The 21,627-nt window shown below is 70.9% G+C and carries 18 protein-coding genes; 1 reads left to right on the plus strand and 17 read right to left on the minus strand.

Annotated elements, in window-relative coordinates:
• Positions 1-114: 114 nt before the first annotated feature.
• From ACIGEZ_RS05525 to ACIGEZ_RS05595, 15 genes are all read right to left on the minus strand, one after another.
• Positions 115-684 (minus strand): hypothetical protein, encoded by a 570-nt coding sequence (locus ACIGEZ_RS05525; protein ID WP_399825990.1) that lies wholly within the window; start codon positions 682-684, stop codon positions 115-117.
• Entirely contained in the window at positions 681-2,534 is a 1,854-nt protein-coding gene (locus tag ACIGEZ_RS05530) for an alpha/beta hydrolase (RefSeq protein WP_399826241.1), read from the minus strand. Before ACIGEZ_RS05530 ends, ACIGEZ_RS05525 begins: the two co-directional genes overlap by 4 nt.
• A gap of 5 nt (positions 2,535-2,539) precedes the next feature.
• Positions 2,540-2,956 carry a hypothetical protein gene (locus ACIGEZ_RS05535; RefSeq protein ID WP_399825991.1) on the minus strand — a complete coding sequence of 139 codons (417 nt, stop codon included), beginning with the start codon at positions 2,954-2,956 and terminating at the stop codon, positions 2,540-2,542.
• A gap of 372 nt (positions 2,957-3,328) precedes the next feature.
• The gene (gene mycP / locus ACIGEZ_RS05540) at positions 3,329-4,684 is read right to left on the minus strand and encodes a type VII secretion-associated serine protease mycosin (RefSeq protein WP_399825993.1); all 1,356 of its coding nucleotides are present in this window, start codon (positions 4,682-4,684) and stop codon (positions 3,329-3,331) included.
• 28 nt (positions 4,685-4,712) lie between these two features.
• Positions 4,713-6,269 carry a hypothetical protein gene (locus tag ACIGEZ_RS05545; RefSeq protein WP_399825995.1) on the minus strand — a complete coding sequence of 519 codons (1,557 nt, stop codon included), beginning with the start codon at positions 6,267-6,269 and terminating at the stop codon, positions 4,713-4,715.
• A 49-nt stretch (positions 6,270-6,318) separates the two neighbouring features.
• Entirely contained in the window at positions 6,319-6,861 is a 543-nt protein-coding gene (locus tag ACIGEZ_RS05550; RefSeq protein ID WP_399825998.1) for a hypothetical protein, read from the minus strand.
• A 95-nt stretch (positions 6,862-6,956) separates the two neighbouring features.
• The gene (locus ACIGEZ_RS05555; RefSeq protein WP_399825999.1) at positions 6,957-9,269 is read right to left on the minus strand and encodes a molybdopterin cofactor-binding domain-containing protein; all 2,313 of its coding nucleotides are present in this window, start codon (positions 9,267-9,269) and stop codon (positions 6,957-6,959) included.
• Positions 9,266-10,618 (minus strand): 2Fe-2S iron-sulfur cluster-binding protein, encoded by a 1,353-nt coding sequence (locus ACIGEZ_RS05560; RefSeq protein WP_399826002.1) that lies wholly within the window; start codon positions 10,616-10,618, stop codon positions 9,266-9,268. Before ACIGEZ_RS05560 ends, ACIGEZ_RS05555 begins: the two co-directional genes overlap by 4 nt.
• Positions 10,615-11,490 (minus strand): FAD binding domain-containing protein, encoded by an 876-nt coding sequence (locus tag ACIGEZ_RS05565; protein ID WP_399826005.1) that lies wholly within the window; start codon positions 11,488-11,490, stop codon positions 10,615-10,617. The genes ACIGEZ_RS05560 and ACIGEZ_RS05565 overlap by 4 nt, the downstream gene beginning before the upstream one ends.
• Positions 11,491-11,797: 307 nt before the next feature.
• Positions 11,798-13,453, minus strand: a complete 1,656-nt coding sequence (locus ACIGEZ_RS05570) for a beta-N-acetylhexosaminidase (RefSeq protein ID WP_399826008.1) — start codon at positions 13,451-13,453, stop codon at positions 11,798-11,800.
• Positions 13,454-13,457: 4 nt separating this feature from the next.
• Positions 13,458-14,306, minus strand: coding sequence for a carbohydrate ABC transporter permease (locus tag ACIGEZ_RS05575; protein ID WP_399826011.1), 849 nt, complete (start codon positions 14,304-14,306; stop codon positions 13,458-13,460).
• Complete coding sequence (locus ACIGEZ_RS05580; RefSeq protein ID WP_399826014.1) at positions 14,303-15,271, minus strand: carbohydrate ABC transporter permease; 969 nt, start codon at positions 15,269-15,271, stop codon at positions 14,303-14,305. The genes ACIGEZ_RS05575 and ACIGEZ_RS05580 overlap by 4 nt, the downstream gene beginning before the upstream one ends.
• Before the next feature lie 10 nt (positions 15,272-15,281).
• Complete coding sequence (locus tag ACIGEZ_RS05585; RefSeq protein ID WP_399826017.1) at positions 15,282-16,571, minus strand: extracellular solute-binding protein; 1,290 nt, start codon at positions 16,569-16,571, stop codon at positions 15,282-15,284.
• A 230-nt stretch (positions 16,572-16,801) separates the two neighbouring features.
• Positions 16,802-17,086, minus strand: a complete 285-nt coding sequence (locus ACIGEZ_RS05590; protein WP_056558193.1) for a DUF3039 domain-containing protein — start codon at positions 17,084-17,086, stop codon at positions 16,802-16,804.
• A gap of 30 nt (positions 17,087-17,116) precedes the next feature.
• Positions 17,117-17,677 (minus strand): YqgE/AlgH family protein, encoded by a 561-nt coding sequence (locus tag ACIGEZ_RS05595; protein ID WP_399826020.1) that lies wholly within the window; start codon positions 17,675-17,677, stop codon positions 17,117-17,119.
• Positions 17,678-17,940: 263 nt separating this feature from the next.
• On the opposite strand from ACIGEZ_RS05595, the gene murA reads away from it, so the two are divergent.
• Positions 17,941-19,287, plus strand: coding sequence for a UDP-N-acetylglucosamine 1-carboxyvinyltransferase (gene murA / locus ACIGEZ_RS05600; RefSeq protein WP_399826021.1), 1,347 nt, complete (start codon positions 17,941-17,943; stop codon positions 19,285-19,287).
• Positions 19,288-19,406: 119 nt separating this feature from the next.
• Here murA and ACIGEZ_RS05605 read toward each other — a convergent pair whose 3' ends face one another.
• Positions 19,407-19,688, minus strand: coding sequence for an HU family DNA-binding protein (locus tag ACIGEZ_RS05605; RefSeq protein ID WP_017237029.1), 282 nt, complete (start codon positions 19,686-19,688; stop codon positions 19,407-19,409).
• 321 nt (positions 19,689-20,009) lie between these two features.
• A complete protein-coding gene (locus tag ACIGEZ_RS05610; RefSeq protein WP_399826024.1) occupies positions 20,010-21,425 on the minus strand; it encodes an NAD-dependent malic enzyme in 1,416 nt (471 codons plus the stop codon).
• Positions 21,426-21,627 lie beyond the last annotated feature (202 nt).

Below are 21,627 nucleotides of genomic sequence, written 5' to 3' on the forward strand. Positions count from 1 at the left end.
CATCCGCTGCGGAGCCGCATCCGGTGACCAGCACGGCGGCTGCCGCGACCATCGCAACCGCTCCTGCGCGAGGACTCATCTACTTGAGGCCGTCCGTACGGTCACTCGCATTGGTCACGAGCCCGATGACGGCGCGGTCGAATGCGCGGACCAGAAGTCGGATTCCACGTTCGGTGCAGTGGGCGGCTGCTTGCTGTAGTCGGGTCCGTTCGGCGGCGTGGCGGGAGGCAGAACGTCGGACTTCTCCACACAGGGAGTGGTCACCTCGAAATGGGCCTGCCCCTTCCACCCGATGAGAACCTCGAGCTGGAAGCCGTCCGGGGTGAGGTAGTGAGCGGACAGCTTGTCCACACTCGCCGCACGGAACGTGTAGCCCTTGCCCTTCCAGTGCCGGTCCACCAGCCCCAGGAACGCGGTGCGCCGCTCCTCGGAGATGATGGTCATCACGGTCCGTGCGCGGTCCGTGGAGCAGGTCCCCGGCATGGTCGCCCGGTGGGTCCACTGCACGGGCGGAACGATCGCGGCCATCGTCTCGTCAAGGATCCGGTCGGCCTGCTCGGCGGCCTGCTGCATGTTCATCTTCGGCTTCTCCTTGTCCCCTGAACCGGTTTGTCCGCCGCCCATGGTGGAACAGCCCGCGAGGAGCATGACGAGGCCCATCGCGGCGAGACCTCTCCGTTTCATCGACGTGCCTCCGGAATCATCTTGCCGGGCTCTCCGGCGACGATCGCCGCAATGTTCTGCGCGGAGATCCGGTCCTTCTCGGGGGTGAAGTAGTTGGAGTGGGCTTCGATTCCCGCCTCGCTGTTCCACACGTCGGGGAACCGCTCCCGGATGAGCTCGGGCCCGTCCTCGGTCCGAAAGCGGTTCGCGCCGAACGCCTCACTCGCCGGATCCTTGCCGAAGTACAGGTCGTCATGACCCCGGTCGAACGTCTCACCGACCCCGTACCCGACCAACCCGCCCGTGACGCCGCCCACGACCGTACCCATCACCGGCCCCCCGAGAAGAGTGCCTGCGACTCCGCCGACCGCCGTGCCACCGATGGCCATCTTGCTCTCGCCCTGCGAGGGCAGCTTGGTGACGATGTCGTTGTCCGCCGCACCCACGAAGACATGCTCCTTGCCGACCTGGAGGTCCTCGGCACGCTCGGCACCCACACCCGGGCTGCCGACAAGGATGATGTCGTCGGCTCCCGGAATGCCGTCCCCCAACTGGGCGGCTGTGCCCACCGTGAGCGAGCCGTAGGAGTGGCCGATGGCCGTGATGTGCGGATCGGCGAAGGTGTTCGTCGTGCTCAGGCCGGCCATGAAGGCGTTGTACGCCGGGGCGCCACGCTCCGCGTCCTCCCTCGACATGACGTCGACGTCCTGAGGGGCGTCGTAGCCCAGCCAGACGATGGACGCACTCGACGGGTCGATCTTGCGGGCACCACGCGCGGTGTCGAGTGCCCGCTGCACCGTACCGCCGGCGAAGCCTCCGTCGAGCTTCGTCCCCAGGCCCGGCACGTACGCCGAGACGTTCTTGGAAGTGTCCGGGTCGCCGAAGGCCACGATGGCACGGCCGTTGCCCTGATCCCCGATGCCGAGCAGGAGCATGGGAGGCTCGCTGGCCATGCTCAGCTTGTCCTGGATACCCCGCAGCCCCGCGAGCTTCGTCGCCGACGCCTCGTCGCCCTGGTCGCCGAGTTTGCCGATGAGTTGCGGAAGGTAGGCGCGGTTGGCCTCGTCGCGGGCGAGAGAGGGGATGCCGTCCAGATTGCCGACGGTCTCCGGGTAGACCGCCATGTACGCGATCCGCTGCTCCTCACTGAGGCTGTCCCACCAGGCCTTGCGCTCGGCAGGCGTACCTTCGGTGGGGATGTCGTCCTTGAGCACGTCGTCGGCCGCGCCGTGCACGGCCTGGCTGTCCTTGTTGACGTCGGCCCAAGTGTTCTCGGTGATGTCGAGACCCTGCTCGGCCTTGAGCCGGCGTACGGCCTCGGCATACTGGCCGTCGATCGAACGGGCCTCGGACAATGCGCTGCCGATCGCGTCGGCGATGTCCTGGGCGCGGGCGGCGTGCGGGTTGGCGTTCATCTGGGCCGTGACGCCGTCCACCATGTGCCCGAAGAACCCGCCGTCACTGCGCCGCGTGGTGTCACCGGGGACCTCTTTGCCGTCGTACTTCCCTTCGGCGGCCGGATAACTCACGGACCCGTCGGGGTGCACGGTGAACCCGAGCGCTTCGGCGTCGGCCAGCGCGTTCTTCAGCTTCTGCTGCGGGCCGACCAGCTCTTCGGCGAGCCCGCTCAGCGCGGCCTGGAGCAGTCCGCACTCGGTATGGATGTACTGGTAGTTCCGCCCGAGCCGGCCGAGCCGGTACGCAGCCATCGACGTGGACATGCCCTTGGTGGTATCCGTCAGCTTCGGTACCACGTCGTTGTCGATCCGCTTGCGGGACCGGTACGAGCTCTTGCTGACCTCGCTCCAACCGCGGGCGGCCTCGACGAGCTCGCCGAGCTTGAGGTCCCTCAGCTCCTGCATCGACATCATGACGGTCACTCACCGGCCTTGTGTGCGCCGGAGTCGCCCGTCGCGGGCGTGGGCGCGAGCGCCGAGAACTTCGCCCGCTGCCGGTTCTCGAGCTCTCCGTGGTCCTTGGCCACCTGCCGCAGTGGCGTCTCCAGATTCCCGGCCTCGTCGCGCACGGTCTTCAGCCGCTGCTGCCAGGAGTAGAGCACGGCACTGAGCGCGGCGGTGGTCTCCAGCCCCTCGGTGTTGGTGTCCACCCCGCTGTGCGCGGATTCCAGCTGACCGAGACTCGCGTTGGTGTCCGACCGCAGCTCCACCACGGCCCCGGCGGCGTGCGTCCACGGCCCCTCGCTCTGCTTGAGGTCCGCACTCCCCCCACCCGACCCCCCGGGCTCCGGAGCCAGCCCCGCGAGCCGCATCCCGGGCTCGGAGGAGGCCCTCACATTCCCTTCGTACTGAACCAGTTGCTGAAGACTCTGCGGTTGCGTCACCTCGGACACGACACTCCCCCGATTTTGTCTGCCTTGCATCTCCGTCACTGCGCTAGGCGACGCTACATGCCCAACGCAGTTCGTAAGCAAGTGCAATGATCCTTCCGCACCCATTCTCGCCAGGCCTCAGCACCCGCCATCGCTACGGCCCTGAACAGCGGACAGCGACACACCCCGGCTCTCGCCTCTCCCGACTCCAACCGGTCGCGTAGGCAACGAACATCGCGCGGACGGCAGACACGGGCAGCGCAGCGCACCGGCGACGATAAAGGCGAGAATTCGCCCCCACTGGCAAGCGAGACCGAGTGGAACGACCGCGACCGGTCAGCCCTGTCCGGGACCCGGCGGCGGTCCGTACGGCATGGGCGGCTGCTGCGGCTGGCCGTACGGCGGGTACGGCGGCGCTGCGGGCGCGACCGGGGGCATGGGCGGAACCGTGTGACGACGCCGCGAACGGACGACGACCGCGGCCACGGCCCCACCGATCAAGAGAGCAGCGCCGATTCCCAGGCCGATCCACAGCCCGGTGTTGCCGCCTTCGTCGGGGGAGGCAGCAGCAGGCGGTTGCTTGGCGTCGGCTGTCGGGGCGGGGGCGGCCGACGCGCTCGCAGATGTCGAGGGCGACGGCGAGGCGGACGCCTCGGCGGCAGCGAGGTCCGGCAGCGGGTAGACGTCGGCGGGGCCGGGATCGCCGGGGTTGGTCAGGGCGACGCGGGGGCGGACGGCTCCGTAGCCGATGGTGTCCGTCCTGTCCTTTCCGCTCTTCGGCTTGCCCGCGGTGTTGAGCATGACGCGGAGGACCTGGTTGTTGGTCCAGTCGGGGTGCTCGGCCCAGATGAGGGCGGCGGAGGCGGAGGCGAGAGCGGTGGCCGCACTGGTGCCGCTGCCCTCGCAGAGCTGCGTGCCACCGGTGCAGGCGTTGGTGATGTTCTCCGCGGGCGCAGCGAGGTCCACCTGCGGTCCCGTCTGGGACTTCGACCACCAACCGGCCTTGTTGTTCACACCGCCGACGCCGACGACGCCTGGGGTGGCAGCCGGGTACTCGACCTGGTTCCCCGCGTCGGCCTCGTTGCCCACACCCGCGAAGATGAGTTTGTTCTTGGACAGCGCGTACTTGACCGCCTCGGCAAGCTCCGGTCCTGGCTGCCGGGGGCTTGCCACGGAGATGTTGATGATCCGTGCGTCGGTGTCGGCGGCGTAGCGGATCGCCGTCGCCATGCTCTGGGAGAAGCTCTCCTTCACCCTCTTCTTCGTCGCCCAGCGCTCTTCGTTGTACGGGATGCGGATGGGAAGGATCTTCGCCTTGGGCGCGAGTCCGAACGATCCCTGTACGGCCCCCCGCGCTCCGGTTCCGGCGATCAAGGCGGCCATACCGGTGCCGTGGTTGTCGATGTCGTTGTTCTCGTCGCCGTCCAGCAGTGAGTAGTCCTTGCCCGGCAGCACCTGACCGCGCAGATCCGCAATGGACTTGTCCACGCCTGAGTCGAGGACGGCGACGACGACGCCCTCGCCCCTGCTGACCTTCCACATCTCGTCCGCGTGCATGGCATCCAGATGCCACTGCTGATCGCGCACGGACTCCGCGTGGGCGGGTATCGCGCCGATGCCCAGCAGTGTCAGGGCCATCGTCGTCGCCACGAGGGAACCGGAACCGATGGCCCGTCCACTGCTGGTACGCATGCGCTTCTCCGAGTCCTTGCCTACGAGATCAGTCGACGACCGGCGGGACGACGCGGCGGCTGCCCTGCTGCCACGTCTCCTCGTCCTCGGTCAGGTAGTCGGGACGCTCACCACGTCGCTCTTCGTCCTGACCCTCTCCCGTACGCGCACCGTGCACCGGACCAGCGACCGGACGGCCCTGTCCCGCGCCGCCCGAACCGGGCTGCGCTCCGCGGACGAGGCCGGTGCCGCCGGGGGTGAAGGGACGTCCGCCGGCCTGACCGGGGCGCTGCGCGGCGCGACCGCCCACCACACCTCCGGTCTCGGTGGCCAGGCGACGCCCAGCGGCGTTACCGCCCTGGCCGCCACCAGGTCCGGTGGGGCTCATCGTGCCGCCGCCCATGGGACCGCGCCCCTGCCCACCACCCTCGGTGCCGATCACGGTGCTTCGCGGAATACCGGTCGTGCGGCCTCCGGCCGAGGGAACGGCACGGCCACCGGTGATGCCGGTCTCACGCGGCATACGCGGGGCCGCCGTTCCATGGGGACCGGTCGTCATGGGTCCCGTGATGCCGCGCACACCGGGCATGTTCTTCCCGCCACCGCCGCCAAGCGACGGCGGCACGGTGCCACGCTGCGAACCGCCACCACTGGGGTAGGTCGGCGGGACCGTGGAGATCACGTTGGGATAGGTGGTGGTCGGACCGTCGGTCTTCGGCGGGACGGTGCCGGTCGGCCCCGTCGGCGTGGTCGGCTTCTCGGGGGTGATCGTGATGCCGTCGATGCCCAGGTCGATGTCCTTGTCGGGAACGACCACGCCCCGATCGTTCGGGACGCTCGGCTTGACCGTTCCGGTATCGGTGGGCCTCACGACAGAGTCCTCGGTGCTGCCGGTCGTCCGGGAGCGTCCACCGGTCGTGTCACTCGTGCCCGTGGACCGCGTCGTACGGGTCGTCCCGCTCGGGACCTGCTTGTAGTCCTGAGGCATGACCCAGGCGTTCCCCAGGTACCCCGCCGGCGGCGGAAACTCCGGCATCGGCTGGTTGTTGATCTGCGTCCCGGAGTGGGTGTACGTCTGCCCCAGGCTGCGCAGCTTCATCATCGCCTCGATGCGCGTGCGTTCACGCGTCGTGGCCGCCGCCGCCATGTCCGCGGAAGCGTCCTTCGCCGCGTTCTTGCCCGCGTCGGGGTCGTGGTTCGCAGCGTGCAGGGTCTTCTGGGCGTTGGCGTAGCTCGTCTTCGCACCGGCGCTCGCCTTGGCCAGGCCTTCCACGCCGCTGCTCGCCTCGGAGATCGCCTGCGAGACGTCGCTCAGGCAGGCGCCCGCCTTCGTCGCGTACTCGCCGAGCCGCAGGGTGGCGAGACCCGTGGCCCCGGTCCACTCGCGGAAGGCGTCCGCGCCCTCGCCCTCCCACCGCAGCAGGCCGGCGCGAAGCCGCAGTTCGTTGCCGATGGCCGTGATCTCGCTGCCCACGGAGGTGAGCTTCTGCGAGAGCAGGTCCGCCCTGCTCTTGTTCAGCGGGGTCAGCATCGCGAGCAACTGCTCGTTGCTCAGGCCCTCGAGCGGTGTCTCCTCAGGCTTCGGAGTTTCACGCTTGCCACTCACTCGCTTCGTCCCCCGTTTCGATCTCGAAAGTCCGTGTCCACTGCGTCCACTAGAAGTCGCCGTGGTCGTCCTTGGAGCCGCTCGGCGACTCCTGCGACACCGGGCGCTCGCTCTTGCCGCCCATGCCGTGCGTGCCCGTGTCCTGACCGTCCGGCTTCGTCCCCTGCATGGCAGCGATCTCCGCGTTCAGTCGCTTCATCTTCGCGCGGATGTCGTCGTCGATGGTCTGGTACCCGTTCTGCGTGGCATGGATCGCGAGCTTCATGCTCTCCATCTGCAGTTCGAGCACCTTCGAGAACTTCAGCAGTTCACGCCGCACTTCTCCGTACGACCCGAAGAGGAAGTCAGCCTCCTTGAAACCGGGTCCACCGAGGCCGGTCTTGTCCAGCCAGTCCTCACCGATCTTCTTCGGGCCGCCCTGAGACGTGCCGAAGTCCTCGAGAAGCTTGTCCACCCGCTTCTTGAGGTTGTCCATTTCGCCGAGCTCGACGACCAGATTGGTCGCGGCCACGGCCGCACCGGCCACGCCACCGAACACCGGCGGGATGAACGGGATGCCGCCCCCGCCGCCGCCGTCCTTCGCCTCCGCCATCGTCGCCTCCCCGTTCGACAAGTCTGAACTGCATGGTAGTCAAGACGACGGACAGCGCGCACCTCCGGGTTGCACACGCAACGCAACTCACATGGTTACGAATTGGGTACGACCACCGCCGCCTGCGGCCTGATCGGCAGGCGGTTGACGGGGCGTCCGGTGGCGGCGCGGACTGCTGAGGCCACGGCGGCCGGGGAGGTGACGACCGGGACGGCGCTGGCCGGTTTGGCGCCGAAGGGGGCTACGACGTCGCGTTCCTCGACGAGTTTGACGATGCGAATGTCCGGGGCGTCCAGGGACGTCGGCAGGGCGTAGCCCGTCAGGTCGGGGTGGCGGACCAGGCCGCGGGAGGTGCGGAGGTTCTCGGTGAGGGCGGCGCCGACGCCCTGGGTGATGCCGGCCTCGATGCGGGTGGCCAGCTGGGCGGGGTTGAGGATGCGGCCGACGTCCTGGGCGACGGCCATCTCCACGACGCGCACCGCGCCCAGTTCGACGTCGACGTCCACGACCGCGCGGATCGCGCAGAAGGCGAGGCCCACGAAGGCGTCGCCCTGGCCCGCTTCGTCGAGGGGCTCGGTGGGGTGCGGGCGGCACTGGGCGGTAGCCCAGAGTTCCTTGCCGTCCATGGCCTCGGTGACCGTGGTGGACAGGACGCCGTCGTACGAGGTGATCTTGCCGTCGGTGATCTGGAGCAGCTCCGTCGACATGCCGAACTTGTGGGCCAGCGGCTGGAGCAGCTGGGTGCGGACCATCTTGGCCGCGCGTTCGACCGCGCCGCCCGACACCCACGTGTGCCGGCCGTGGGTCGCGGGGCCGGACGGGGGCTGGTCGGTGTCGACGGGGGCCACGTGGACCTCGTCGATGCCCAGGGTCTCCTGGACGATCTGGCGGGCCAGGGTCGTGAAGCCGGAACCCGTGTCCACGGCCGCGCAGATGACCGTGGCCACCCCGTCCTGGACCCGTACCGTCGCCGTCGACACCTCGTCCGTGCCCTCCGCGCCCAGCATGTGCACCATGCCCAGCGCGTAGCCCACGCCCCGCCGTACCGCGCCCGGCTCGCCCGCGCCGTCCGGGCCGCCGGGCAGCAGCCAGTCCTCCTCCGGGGAGTCCATGGGAAGGGGCGGGAGGGGGAAGTCCCGTACCGCCGAGAGGAGTTCCGCCACCGGGGCCGGGCAGGTCACCGTCTGGCCGGTGGGCAGGATGTCGCCCGTGGCCAGGACGTTGCGCATGCGGAGTTCCGCCGGGTCCAGGCCCAGCTTCCCCGCCAGTTTGTCCATCTGTGCCTCGTACGCCGCGCACACCTGCATCGCGCCCTCGCCCCGCACATGGCCGGACGGCGGGTTGTTGGTGCGGACCGCCCAGCCCTCGACGAAGGCGTGCGGCACGACGTACGGGCCGCAGGCGAAGGCCACCGCCGCCGCGAGGGACTCGGACGACGAGTCCGCGTACGCCCCCGCGTCCAGCAGGATCTGCGCCTCCACCTTCACCAGCCGGCCCTCCGCGTCCGCGTGGTGGCGGTAGCGCAGCAGGGCCGGGTGGCGGTGGGCGTGGCCCAGGAACGACTCCTCGCGGGTCGCGGTGAGCTTCACCGGGCAGCCGGTGCGCAGCGCGAGCAGGCCCAGCGGGATCTGGAAGCCCGGGTCCTCGCGGTCGCCGGTGGCGCCGGGCACGCCCGTCACGACCAGCTTGACCTGCTCGGGCGACAGGCCGAAGCAGGCCGCCGCCAGGTCGCGGTCGGTGTGCGGGTCGGTCGACGCCGTGTACAGCTCCACGCCGCCGTCCGGGCGCGGCACGGCCAGCGCGGCCTCCGCGCCGACCGGAGCCGTGTCCTGCCGGCCGATCCGGTACAGGCCCTCCACGACGATCTCGCCCGCCGCCTCAGGGTCGCCGAAGCTCAGCGGGATGTGGCGGATCAGGTTGCCGTCCGGGTGCAGGGGCTCGGCGGCGAACGCCTTCTCCGGGTCCGTGACCGGGTCGAGCAGTTCGTACTCGACCGCGATGGCCGCGGCCGCGAGCCGCGCCGTGTCCGGGTGGTCGGCGGCGACCGCCGCGATCGCCTCGCCGTGATGGCGTACGAGCTCGGCGGCGAACACGGGACGGTCGGCGACCGTACGGCCGTACGTCGCCGCCCCGGGCACGTCGGCGTGGGTCACCACGGCCCGTACCCCCGGCATCTCCGCCGCCGCCGACGTGTCGATCGACACGATCCGGGCGTGCGGGTGCGGGGAGCGCAGGATCGCCGCCCACAGCAGGCCCTCGGCCCACAGGTCGGAGGCGTACGGGAAGGTGCCCTCGGTCTTCGCCCGCGCGTCGGCCTGCGGGAGCGAGACGCCGAGACCGAGACCGAAGCCGGCGCCGGAGCCCGCGGTGAGGTCGGCCGGCTCCGTGGTCGTCGTCTCGCTGGTCACGCCGTGCCTCCGTCGTGCGGGTGGGGAATCTGGTGCGGGATACGGGCGGCGGCGGGCCGGTCGCCCGCCTCCGCCTCTGCGGCCGCCTCGCGCCCCGTGACGACCTCCCGTACGGCGTCCAGCACGCCCCGGTAGCCCGAGCAGCGGCACAGGTTGCCGCACAGCGCCTGGCGGGTCTCCAGCTCCGTGGGGGCGTGGTTGCCCTCGAGGAGGTCGTGCACGGTCATCGCCATGCCCGGGATGCAGAAACCGCACTGCACCCCGCATTTGGCCAGCGCCCGCTGCACGTCCGACGGCTCGCCGTCCACGGCCAGGCCCTCGACCGTCCGCACCTCGGACCCCGCGGCCGTCGCCGCGGGCACCAGGCAGGAGGCGACGAGCCGGCCGTCGACCTGGACGTTGCAGGCCCCGCACTCGCCCTGCGAGCAGCCGTCCTTCGCCCCGGCGAGGCCGAGGCGCTCCCGCAGGACGTACAGCAGCGACTCGCCGATCCAGGAGTCCGTGACGGGGCGGTCGGCGCCGTTCACGCGCAGCGTGTAGGAGGTGTGGGGGTGCTCGTCGCTGTCCGTCGACATGTCCGTGGGCAGGTCCGCCGGCATGTCCGTGGGCGGGTCGACCGGCGCCGGCTCCCCCGGCTGGACCGGCTGATCCGGCTCCCCCGGCTGATCCAGCTGGTCCGGCTGGTCCGCCGCCGGCGCCTCAAAGGCGTCCGGCTCCTCCAGGGAGACGGATACGGGTACGGGCTCGGGCCCGGGCTCCGGCTCCTCTACGGGTACGGGCTCGGGCTCGCCCACCGCCCACGGTGCCGCCGCGCCCCCCGGCAGCGTCGCCGGTGCGCCGCTCGCGTACCGGGCCAGCCTCGACGCCGTGTACTCGCCCGAGTCGTCCAGGACGTCCGAACCGTCCTCGATCGTCGGAATCGTCCACGAAGCCGTCTGCTGCTGCGGAAACTCCCGCGGAGGCTCGTACGCGAACTCCTGCGTGAACTCCTCGGTGAACTCCTGCGGGCCCTCCGCCGCGAAGTCCTGCTCGAACGTCTGCGGGCGCTCCGCCCCGAAGTCCTCCGCGAAGTCCTGCGGCGGCTCCGCCGCCACCGGCACCTGCACCATCCACGAGCCCGTGGCCCCCGGGTCCGTGCCCGCCGCGGGCACCAGCGGGGTGATCATGGGCGGCACGTAGCCGTGGCCCGGGGCCTCCAGCGGGATGCCCTCCAGCATGAACTCGGGCGGCAGCTGGACGAAGGCGGTGGCGTCGCCGTCGTAGCCCTCGCTCTGCGGGATCGGCTCCCAGCCGCCCATGCCCTGCCCCTGTCCCTGTCCCTCTGCCTGTCCCTGTGCCTCGTCGCTCACGACAGCGCCCTCCCCAGTGCCCGTCGGGCCAGCGCGGCGACCGTGCGCCGCAGGTGCAGTACGGCCGGGGGCAACTGCTCGTCGCCCTGCGGGTCCGGGATGCACGCGGCGGCGACGTAGTCGCCGAACGCCGCCAGCGCCTCCGGGGCGAGCCCGCGCTCCCCGTCCCAGTCCACCAGCGAGGCGATCCACTGCTCGGCCTCCAGCGGCCGCAGCGGCATCGGCGCGATGGCGCCGACCGCGCAGCGCACCCCGCGCCGCGCCGGGTCGAGGACGACGGCGACGGAGGCACTGGCGCGGGCCGGGCCGGTGCGGCCGGTGGCCTTGAGGAACACCTGGGGGGCGTGCAGCAGCGGTACGCGGACGAAGGCGACCAGCTCGCCGGGGGCCAGCAGGTCGCGCCCGGCCAGCAGGTGGCTGACGGGCAGCTCGCGGGTGCCCATCGGGCCCACGACGACCAGCTCGGCCTCCAGGGCGGCCAGGACCGGCAGCGAGTCCCCGGTGGGCGCGGCGGTCACGACGTTGCCGCCGAGGGTGCCGGCGTTCCGGATCTGGGGCGGGCCCGCGACGCGCGCGGCCGCGGCCAGGGCCGGGATGAGGGCCGCGAAGTCGGGGCGGCCCATCCGGGCGTGGGTGAGACCGGCGCCGAGCAGGGCGTGGCCGTCCTGGTACTGCCAGCCGCGGATCTCGTTGATCCGGCCGAGGCCGACCAGGCCGGCCGGGCGCAGCTGCCCGCGGTTGACGGCGGCCATCAGGTCGGTGCCGCCGGCCACGGGAACGGCGGCCGGCATGGCCGTGAGCGCCGCCACGGCCTCGTCCAGCGAGGCAGGCAGCGTCACGGACTGCGCCGTCTGTGGTGCGTGCGTGGTCAACCCGCTGCCCCTTCCCGGTGTCCCGGTGATCCCCGACCGTCCCCGGCTGTCGCGCCCCGGCCCGCACGCGGGTCCCGGTGCCGTACCGGTGCCGCTGTGACGGGAGTGCCGACAAGCCTGTGTGGCCGTACGGTACGTGCTCACAGCCCGGACGTGGCAACTCTGGCACATCTTCCGAGCCGTACGTCGCGAGGGTCCGGGAAGGCCTGTTCCGTCCCCGACCTCCCGCGAGCGGGCCCGACTTCCGATTTGCCACTCTTTGGCGAGAAGGGAGCAGACGGGGGTTGACGCCGGCCGGCAGCGGGTCTCACACGTTCGGGGGTGCCCCCTCGACCGGGCGGCCCTGGACGCCCGGGCGGCGCTGCCAGGGGTGCGGTCCGCCGGGCGGCCGGTAGTCCACCCCGAGCGCGTCGAGGCGCCGGTAGTGCGCGGTCATCCGGCGCTCGAAGCCGGCGAGGTCGCGTGCGCCGGGGGCGGGCAGCCGGGACCACGCGACCTCGGCGAAGGCGGCCAGGCGCGGGTGGGTCTGGTAGTCGACGCGGGCCCGGTTCTCCATCACCTCGGTCCACACGTTGGCCTGCGTTCCCAGGATGTGGGCGGCCGCCGTCTCGTCGAGCCCCGGTGGCACGGGCTCGAAGCGGTACACGTCCTCCAGGGTGCGTACGTACCCGATGGGCATCGGTTCGTCCTCGCCGGGCGCCTGACGGTGGTCCAGGTACACCTGCTGCTCGGGACACATCACCACGTCGTGGCCGGCCTCGGCGGCGGTGACCCCGCCCGCGTAGCCCCGCCAGGACGACACGGCGGCGCCGGGCGCGAGGCCGCCCTCCAGGATCTCGTCCCAGCCGATGAGCCGGCGGCCGCGGTCGGCGAGCCAGCGGTCGAAGTGGCGGACGAACCAGGACTGGAGCCCGTCCTCGTCGGCGACCCCGAGCTCCTCGATGCGGGCCTGGGCGGTCGGCGAGGCCTTCCACTGGTCCTTGGGGCACTCGTCGCCGCCCACGTGGACGAAGGACGACGGGAAGAGCTCCAGGACCTCCTCGAAGACGCCCTCGTAGAAGCGGAGGACGTTGTCAGTGGGGGCGAGTACGTTCGGATTGACCCCCCAGGTGTCCCAGACGGAGAGGGCGGTGGTGTCGATGACGTCGGTGTTGCCCAGTTCGGGGTACGCGGCGATGGCGGCCTGCGAGTGGCCGGGGACGTCGATCTCGGGGACGACCGAGATATGCCGGTCGGCGGCGTAGGCGACGATCTCGCGGATGTCGTCGTGCGTGTAGTAGCCGCCGTGCGGGGTCTCGTTCCACAGCGGTGACGCCCGGTGCCCCCACTTGGTCCGCGCCCGCCAGGCGCCGACCTCGGTGAGGCGCGGGTGGCGCTTGATCTCGATGCGCCAGCCCTGGTCGTCGGTGAGGTGGAGGTGCAGGACGTTCAGCTTGTGCGCGGCCATCAGGTCGAGCTGGCGCAGGACGTCGTCCTTGGGCATGAAGTGGCGGGCGACGTCGAGCATGAGGCCGCGCCAGGGGAAGCGGGGCCCGTCGGTGACGGTGATCCTGGGCAGGCTCCAGTCGTGCCCGGCGGGCACCACGCGCGCCCTGCGGTACGCGTCGGGCCCGAGCAGTTGCCGGAGGGTCTGCGCCCCCCAGAACACCCCCGCGGGGCCGCCGCCTTCGATGGCGACGGCCACGTCGGCCACGGTGCCGTCGGTCGACAGCACGTAGCCCTCGGGGCCGTGCTCCCGCGTCACGTCAGCGCCGGTCCTCAGCCGGATCGCGTGCGGGCCGGCGCCGTCGGCGAGCGGCAGGCCGGTCGCGGCGCCGAGCACCGCCCGCAGCCAGCGGGCGGTGTCCTGTGTGCCGGGTCCCGCGTCGATGGTGGTGCGGTCGTCCAGGGCGACGTGCCCGGGGGCGTCGGCAGGGCACTCGGCGCGCGCCGGCGCGGGGATCAGGTCCAGTTCGGAAGGCATCGCGTCAGTCCTTCACCGCCCCGCCCAGGCCCGAGACCAGGCGGCGCTGTACGAGTACGAAGAAGACGAGCACCGGGAGCGTCATCACGGTCGATCCGGCCATGATTCCGCCCCAGTCGTTCTCGTCGGGCTTGAAGAAGACGAGCAGGGCCATCGGGAGCGTCGACTGCGAGGTGTCGCTGATGAGGAACGACTTGGCGAACAGGAAGTCGTTCCAGGTCGAGATGAAGGAGAAGACGCTCGTCGCCACAAGGCCCGGGAAGACCAGCGGGAAGAGGATCTGCCACAGGAAGCGGGCCCGGCTCGCCCCGTCGATCGCCGCCTGCTCCTCGAGGGCTTCCGGAACCGCCTTCACGAAGCCGCGGAGCATCCAGATCGCGAAGGGCAGCGAGAAGGCGACGTGCGGGAGGATCAGCGAACCCAAGGTGTTGAGCTGGCCGAAGTCCCGCATGAGGAAGAACAGCGGGATGGTCAGCGCCTCGATGGGGACCATCTGCGCGACCAGGAACATGATCAGCAGGGTGGTGCGGAACCGGAAGCGGAAGCGGGTGACGGCGGTCGCCGCGAGGAAGGCGATGACCGCGGAGGCGAGCACGACCGTGCAGGCGACCAGCAGGCTGTTGAGGAAGTAACGGCCGAATTCCTGCTGTTCGAAGACGCGCCGGAACGAGTCGAGGGACGGCGAGAGGGTCCACGGCCGGGGCTCGGCCGACTGGATCTCGCCGGCCGGTTTGAAGGCGGAGAGGACCATCCAGTAGAGCGGGAAGGCGACGACGACGGCGACGAGGAGGGCCGCGGCCTCGGCGACGAGCCGGCCCGGGCGGCGCACGCCGGGGACGCGAAGGGCGGTCACAGTTCTTCTCCCTGACGGCGCAGCAGCCGGAGGTAGACCAGGGTCACCGCCAGCAGGACGGTCAGCATGACGACGCCGATGGCGGAGCCGAGGCTGTACTGGGACGAGGCGAACGCCTTCTGGTAGGCGTACACGTTCAGGACGAGGTTCTGGCCGGCGATGCCGCCGCCCGAGGTCATCACGTAGATCTGGGTGAAGACCTTGAAGTCCCAGATGATCGACTGGATCGTGACGACGACGAGGATCGGCCGGAGCACCGGGGCCGTGACGGAGCGCCAGATCCGCCACTGCGAGGCGCCGTCGAGTGCGGCGGCCTCCAGGATCTCGGACGGGATGGCCTTGATGCCCGCGTACACGGTGACCATCACGAAGGGGAACGAGCACCAGACGACCTCGAACAGGACCAGGGCGAAGGCGCTGTAGCGCCCGTACGTCCAGGAGAAGTCGCCGAGCCCGAGGACCCGGTTGACGGGCCCGAAGTCGGGGTCGAAGAGGAAGACCCAGACGGTCGAGCCGGTGACGGCGGGCGTGGCCCAGGCGCCGAGCGCGGCCAGCATCAAGGCGAGCCGGGGCAGGGCGCGGATCCGGGTGAGGAGCACGGCGAGGGCGCAGCCGACGGCGAGGGTGGTGACCACGCAGGCGGCGGCGAACAGGACGGTGGCGAGGAGGACCTGCCGGAACTGGGGGTCGGAGAAGAGCGCGGTGTAGTTGCCGAGTCCCTGGAAGGAGGTGGGCTCGCCGCCGCTGACCTGGGCCTGGGTGTACTCCAGGAAGGAGATCAGGCCGAGCTGGTAGATGGGGTAGACGAGGAGCCCGCCGAGGACGACGAGCGCGGGCAGCAGGTAGAGCCAGGGCGTCCAGGCGGAGCCGCGGCGGCGGGAGGGCCGCCGGGCGGCCGGACCGCCGGTCCGTGGGCGGGGAAGCCGCACGGGCGCGGCTTCCTCCGTACGAGGTGCGGTGGTCATCGCGTACGCCTCAGCCCGCCGCCGCGAAGGCCGCGTCCATCTTCCGGGCGGCGTCGTCCGATGCCGTCTTGACGTCCTTCCGGCCGCTGACGATCTCCTGGAACATCGTGGGGAGCACGAGCGAGGCGTCGATCCGGCCCCAGCCGGCCGAGGCGGGGACGAACCTGGCACCGGCGCCGAGGGTGTCGGTGAAGGGCTTCACGAACGGCTGCTTCCGCGCGGCCTGCTGCCGTACGTCGCCGTACGTGGGCAGAAAGCCCATCGCGTCGAAGAGCCGGCCCTGGGTCTCCTTGCCGGCGAGGGACTTCATCAGGTCCACGGCGAGGGTGCGGTGCGAGGTGCTCCTGAGGACGCCGATGTTGTTGCCGCCCGCGAAGGCTGGGGCGATGGAGCCCGCGGTGGTGCCGGGCAGCGGGACGACGGCGTACTTGCCCCTCACCGCGCCCGCCTCGACGGCCGCGTGGCTGAAGTCGCCGCCGATCGCCATGGCGGCCTTGCCGGAGGCGAAGGCGGTGACGGTGGCGTTGCCGCCCATCTGGGCGCACTTGGCGGCGGGGCAGTTGTCGTCGCCGAAGAGCGAGGTGTACGCGGCGATGCCCTTGCGGGCGGCCTCGCTGTTGACGGCCGACTTGTACGTACCGCCCTGGGCGGTGGCGAGTTCGCCGCCGTTGGCCCAGATGAAGGGCATGGCGCCGTAGGTGTAGGCGCCGCCGACGGCGATGCCGTACAGCTCGGGCTTCGCCTTGCGGACCTTCCTGGCGGTGGCGACGAGCTCGTCCTGGGTCTTGGGGGCGGTGAGGCCGAGCTCCTTGAAGACGTCGGTGCGGTAGTAGAGGGCGCGGACGCCGACGAAGAGCGGGGCGCCGTAGACCTTGCCGTCCACGGTGACGGAGGACCTGGCGGTGGGGTCGGTGTCCTTGGCGTCGGCCCAGGCGCCGAACTCGGCGGTGATGTCGGCGAGTCCGCCGTCCTTCACGTAGCCGGCGGTGTCGGTGTTGCCGTACTCGATGAGATCGGGCGCGGACCCGGGGTCGTTGAACGCGGCCTTGATGCGCTGGGCGCGGGTGTCGACGGGGATGTACTCGACCTCGACCTTCGCGCCCTTGTGCCGCTGCTCGAACGCGGCGACGGCCTGGTCGACGACCTGTTCCTTCGGCTTGTTGGCGACCTCCTGGAAGAGCCAGACGCGCAGGGTGCCGCTCTTGTCGTCGGTCGTGGCCGCGCCGCCGGAGGTCTGCGGGGCGCAGGCGGCCAGGGTCAGGAGAGCGATGGGTACGGCGATTCGGGCAGGAAGCTTCATGGCGGGTCCCCTCCGCGCAGCCGTTGCAACATACGCAACGGACGTTTCGCACTGCACAACAGCCGTGAGGTTAGGGGCGGACCAACGCCGCGACAAGTGGTCTCAACCACTCTGTGACCGCCCGAAGCACCCCGTGCAACGCCAGACGACCCCGGACAACGCGAACGGCCCCCGGCGCACGCACCGAAGTGCGCACGCCGGGGGCCGTCCCGACCGCGAGGACGTTCCTCTTACTTGTCCTTGCCGCCCTTGTCCTTGTCGCCGCCGGCGCCCATGGAGTCGTAGATCTCCTTGCACATGGGGCACACCGGGTACTTCTTGGGGTCGCGCCCCGGCACCCAGACCTTGCCGCACAGTGCCACCACGGGAGTGCCGTCGAGGGCACTCGCCATGATCTTGTCCTTCTGGACGTAGTGGGCGTAGCGCTCGTGGTCGCCGTCACCGTGGGACACCTGCGGCGTCGGCTCGACGAGGGTCCCCGTACCTGCCCCGCGCTCGGGCTCGAGAGTGCTCATGGCACCCAAGGGTACTGAAAGACCCGGGCGTCAGTTGAGCGACGGGTCGTCCGGGTATGTGGCGACCATCGCGAGCTCGCCGCGCTGGCGGCGGAGGACCTGGCGCCAGAGGCTCTCGGGGCGCGGGGAGGAGACGTCGCCGGGTTCGGACTCGACGACGTACCAGGCGCCGTCGCCCAGCTCGGTCTCCAGCTGGCCGGGGCCCCAGCCCGCGTAGCCGGCGAAGATGCGCAGGGCGCCGATGGCCGGGCCGAGGAGTTCGGGCGGGGTCTCCAGGTCGACCAGGCCGATCGCCCCGTACACCCTCCGCCAGCCGAGCGGGCCCTCGTCGCCGGGGATCACCGCGATGCCCAGGGCGGCGTCGAGCGAGACCGGGCCGCCCTGGAAGACGACCCCCGGCTCGCCGGCCAGGTCGGCCCAGGGGGCGAGGATGTCGCCGACGGTTATCGGGGTCGGCCGGTTGAGGACCACGCCGAGGGAGCCCTCGTCGTCGTGGTCGAGCAGCAGCACCACCGCGCGGTCGAAGTTCGGGTCCGCCAGCGCGGGGGTGGCGACGAGCAGCCGTCCTGTGAGCGAGGACACCTCGGTCATGCGACACATGATCCCGCATCTTCGGCGTTTAGGGGGGTTGTCCGGCGCGGTCCGGGGTAGGCGTGCGCCACCGCAGGTCAGCCGGGCCCACGGGAGCGGCCACGGAGCCAAGCGGACGGTGACGCTCCGCAAGATCACGGGGACGGAGGGTGTTGTGCCGAATTCATTACATTCGCGGGGCCCTCTCCGCCACACAAGTGGGGTCCCCTTGGCCCTTACTCTTTTCTCTGGCCACCCGACCGACGACCCGGAACGCGAGATTCATGACCGGCACAGACAGCCATGACGTACTGCTTGTCCACGGCGGAACCCCGCTGGAGGGCGAGATCCGCGTCCGCGGCGCGAAGAACCTCGTGCCCAAGGCGATGGTCGCCGCCCTGCTCGGCAGCGAGCCGAGCCGCCTGCGCAATGTGCCCGACATCCGTGACGTCCGGGTGGTCCGCGGGCTGCTCCAGCTGCACGGGGTGACGGTCCGCCCCGGCGAGGAGCCGGGCGAGCTGATCCTCGACCCGACGCACGTCGAGTCCGCCAACGTGGCCGACATCGACGCGCACGCCGGGTCCTCCCGCATCCCGATCCTCTTCTGCGGCCCGCTGCTGCACCGCCTCGGCCACGCCTTCATCCCGGGCCTTGGCGGCTGCGACATCGGCGGCCGGCCGATCGACTTCCACTTCGACGTGCTGCGCAAGTTCGGCGCGACCATCGAGAAGCGCGCGGACGGGCAGTACCTGGAGGCCCCGCAGCGGCTGCGCGGCACCAAGATCGCCCTGCCGTACCCCTCGGTCGGCGCGACCGAGCAGGTGCTGCTGACCGCGGTCCTGGCCGAGGGCGTCACCGAGCTGTCCAACGCGGCGGTGGAGCCGGAGATCGAGGACCTCATCTGCGTGCTGCAGAAGATGGGCGCGATCATCGCCATGGACACCGACCGGACCATCCGGATCACCGGTGTCGACAAGCTCGGCGGCTACAACCACCACGCCCTCTCCGACCGCCTGGAGGCGGCCTCCTGGGCGTCGGCGGCGCTGGCCACCGAGGGCGACATCTACGTGCGCGGCGCGCAGCAGCGCTCGATGATGACCTTCCTCAACACGTACCGGAAGGTCGGCGGCGCCTTCGAGATCGACGACGAGGGCATCCGCTTCTGGCACCCGGGCGGCTCGCTCAACGCGATCGCCCTGGAGACGGACGTGCACCCCGGGTTCCAGACCGACTGGCAGCAGCCGCTGGTGGTGGCCCTCACCCAGGCGGCGGGCCTGTCCATCGTCCACGAGACGGTGTACGAGTCGCGGCTAGGCTTCACCTCCGCGCTGAACCAGATGGGTGCGCACATCCAGCTCTACCGCGAGTGCCTGGGCGGCTCGGACTGCCGCTTCGGCCAGCGCAACTTCCTGCATTCGGCGGTCGTCAGCGGCCCCACCAGGCTGCAGGGCGCCGACCTGGTCATCCCGGACCTGCGCGGCGGCTTCTCGTACCTCATCGCGGCCCTCGCGGCGCAGGGCACCTCGCGGGTGCACGGCATCGACCTGATCAACCGCGGCTACGAGAACTTCATGCAGAAGCTCGTCGAGCTTGGCGCCAAGGTCGAGCTCCCGGGCAGCGCGCTCGTATAAGCGCCTGCAACCGCTTCTGGCGGGCAAACGAGAGGGCGGCCACCCCCTGACAGGGTGGCCGCCCTTATCGCTGCCCTCAGGCCGCCTCAGCGGCCTGAGGCGCGCTGCCTACAGGCCTCTTACTTGCCCTTGGCGGCTTCCTTGAGCTTCGAGCCCGCGGAGACCTTCACGCTGTAGCCGGCCGGGATGTTGATCGGGTCGCCGGTCTGCGGGTTACGAGCGGTGCGAGCGGCACGGTGGGTGCGCTCGAAGGTCAGGAAGCCGGGGATGGTGACCTTCTCGTCGCCCTTGGCGACGACCTCACCGACGGTCTCGGCGAGCGCGGCCAGAACGGCGTCGGCGTCCTTGCGGGTCACCTCGGCGCGGTCGGCCAGGGCGGCCACCAGCTCACTGCGGTTCATTTTGTTACTCCCGTGTTCTTCTTGCCTGTGAGGCGGGCCACGCGGCGGAGCCGCATGATGGGTACTGCGAAGCCGATGCTGTCAGGGCCCTCGGACAGTCCCCGGACCCGGGTCTGGTGACAGACCCTCGCGCCCAAACACGCATCCTGCCCCCACCAGCGGCGGGAACGCCAATCCGGCACCCTCTGGGGTCACACGAAAAGCGCCGGAAACCCTGGGTGGTGACATTGCGTCGACTCCGCACGGACCGTGCGGAGTCGGACTACCACCCTAAAGGCGGGTTTGGGGTGCGACGGCCCGCGACACGCACCCCGACGGGCCTCAGGCGCCCTCGCCGGCCGCCTTCGCCGCGTTGCGCACCGCACCCGCCACCGCACCCGCGACCCGGTCGTTGAAGACCGACGGGATGATGTAGTTGGGGTTGAGCTCGTCCTCGCTGACGACGTCGGCGAGCGCGCTCGCGGCGGCCAGCATCATCTCCGTGTTGACCGTACGGGACTGCGCGTCGAGCAGACCGCGGAAGACACCCGGGAAGACCAGCACGTTGTTGATCTGGTTGGGGAAGTCCGAGCGGCCGGTGGCCACGACGGCGGCCGTCTGACGGGCGATCGCCGGGTCGACCTCGGGGTCCGGGTTCGCGAGCGCGAACACGATGGCGTCCTCGGCCATCGCGGCCACGTCGGCGGCGCCGAGCACGTTGGGGGCCGAGACGCCGATGAACACGTCCGCGCCGGCCACGGCCTGCTTGAGGGTGCCGGTGACGCCCTCGGGGTTGGTGTTGTCGGCGATCCAGCGCAGCGGGGTGCCCGGCTTGGCCTCCACCAGGTCCTCGCGGCCCGCGTGGACGACGCCGTGGATGTCGGCGACGACGGCGTGCTTGACGCCGGCCGCGATCAGCAGCTTCAGGATGGCCGTACCGGCCGCGCCGGCACCGGACATGACGACCCGTACGTCCCCGATGCCCTTGCCGACCACGCGCAGCGCGTTGGTGAGCGCGGCGAGTACGACGATCGCGGTGCCGTGCTGGTCGTCGTGGAAGACCGGGATGTCGAGGGCCTCGCGCAGCCTCGCCTCGATCTCGAAGCAGCGGGGTGCGGAGATGTCCTCCAGGTTGATGCCCGCGAAGCCGGGGGCGATGGCCTTGACGATCTCGACGATGGCGTCGGTGTCCTGGGTGTCCAGGCAGATCGGCCAGGCGTCGATGCCGGCGAAACGCTTGAAGAGGGCCGCCTTGCCCTCCATGACGGGCAGGGCGGCCATGGGGCCGATGTTGCCGAGGCCGAGGACGGCGGAGCCGTCCGTCACGACTGCGACGGAGTTGCGCTTGATGGTGAGGCGGCGGGCGTCCTCGGGGTTCTCGGCGATCGCCATGCACACGCGGGCGACGCCCGGGGTGTAGATCATGGACAGGTCGTCACGGTTGCGGATGGGGTGCTTGGACGCCATCTCGATCTTGCCGCCGAGGTGCATCAGGAACGTACGGTCGGAGACCTTGCCGAGCACGACGCCCTCGATGGTGCGCAGTTGCTCGACGATCTCGTCGGCGTGCGCCGTGGAGGTGGCGGCGATGGTGACGTCGATCCGCAGCTTCTCGTGGCCGGAGGCGGTCACGTCGAGGCCGGTGACGGAACCGCCGTGGGTCTCGACCGCGGTGGTGAGCTGGGAGACCGCGGTGCCGCTCGCGGGCACCTCGAGCCGGACCGTCATCGAGTACGAGACGCTGGGCGCCGTTGCCATGGCCGTGTTCCTCTGCTTTCCCTAGCTTCGTTGCTACGCCGGCCCGGCTGGTCGCCGGGCGGCGCCCTCCGATCGTCGCACCTACCTGCGGGTAGCAGGTAATACGGTCTTTTCGTTTTCGGAAAGTGTTTTCCACCATACGAGAGATGACCGGGAAACAGAAGAGGCCCCCGTCACCCGAAGGTGACGAGGGCCTCTCCAA

It is taken from the genome of Streptomyces sp. NPDC085481, from assembly GCF_044541845.1.
Taxonomy (GTDB): Bacteria; Actinomycetota; Actinomycetes; order Streptomycetales; family Streptomycetaceae; genus Streptomyces.

Excerpts from the sequence above, each read along its gene's own strand:
- ACIGEZ_RS05525 (WP_399825990.1), bottom strand. The coding sequence starts at position 684 with ATGAAACGGAGAGGTCTCGCCGCGATGGGCCTCGTCATGCTCCTCGCG.
- ACIGEZ_RS05530 (WP_399826241.1), bottom strand. The coding sequence starts at position 2,534 with ATGATGTCGATGCAGGAGCTGAGGGACCTCAAGCTCGGCGAGCTCGTC.
- mycP (WP_399825993.1), bottom strand. The coding sequence starts at position 4,684 with ATGCGTACCAGCAGTGGACGGGCCATCGGTTCCGGTTCCCTCGTGGCG.
- ACIGEZ_RS05550 (WP_399825998.1), bottom strand. The coding sequence starts at position 6,861 with ATGGCGGAGGCGAAGGACGGCGGCGGCGGGGGCGGCATCCCGTTCATC.
- ACIGEZ_RS05570 (WP_399826008.1), bottom strand. The coding sequence starts at position 13,453 with ATGCCTTCCGAACTGGACCTGATCCCCGCGCCGGCGCGCGCCGAGTGC.
- ACIGEZ_RS05580 (WP_399826014.1), bottom strand. The coding sequence starts at position 15,271 with ATGACCACCGCACCTCGTACGGAGGAAGCCGCGCCCGTGCGGCTTCCC.
- ACIGEZ_RS05585 (WP_399826017.1), bottom strand. The coding sequence starts at position 16,571 with ATGAAGCTTCCTGCCCGAATCGCCGTACCCATCGCTCTCCTGACCCTG.
- ACIGEZ_RS05590 (WP_056558193.1), bottom strand. The coding sequence starts at position 17,086 with ATGAGCACTCTCGAGCCCGAGCGCGGGGCAGGTACGGGGACCCTCGTC.
- ACIGEZ_RS05595 (WP_399826020.1), bottom strand. The coding sequence starts at position 17,677 with ATGACCGAGGTGTCCTCGCTCACAGGACGGCTGCTCGTCGCCACCCCC.
- murA (WP_399826021.1), top strand. The coding sequence starts at position 17,941 with ATGACCGGCACAGACAGCCATGACGTACTGCTTGTCCACGGCGGAACC.
- ACIGEZ_RS05605 (WP_017237029.1), bottom strand. The coding sequence starts at position 19,688 with ATGAACCGCAGTGAGCTGGTGGCCGCCCTGGCCGACCGCGCCGAGGTG.
- ACIGEZ_RS05610 (WP_399826024.1), bottom strand. The coding sequence starts at position 21,425 with ATGGCAACGGCGCCCAGCGTCTCGTACTCGATGACGGTCCGGCTCGAG.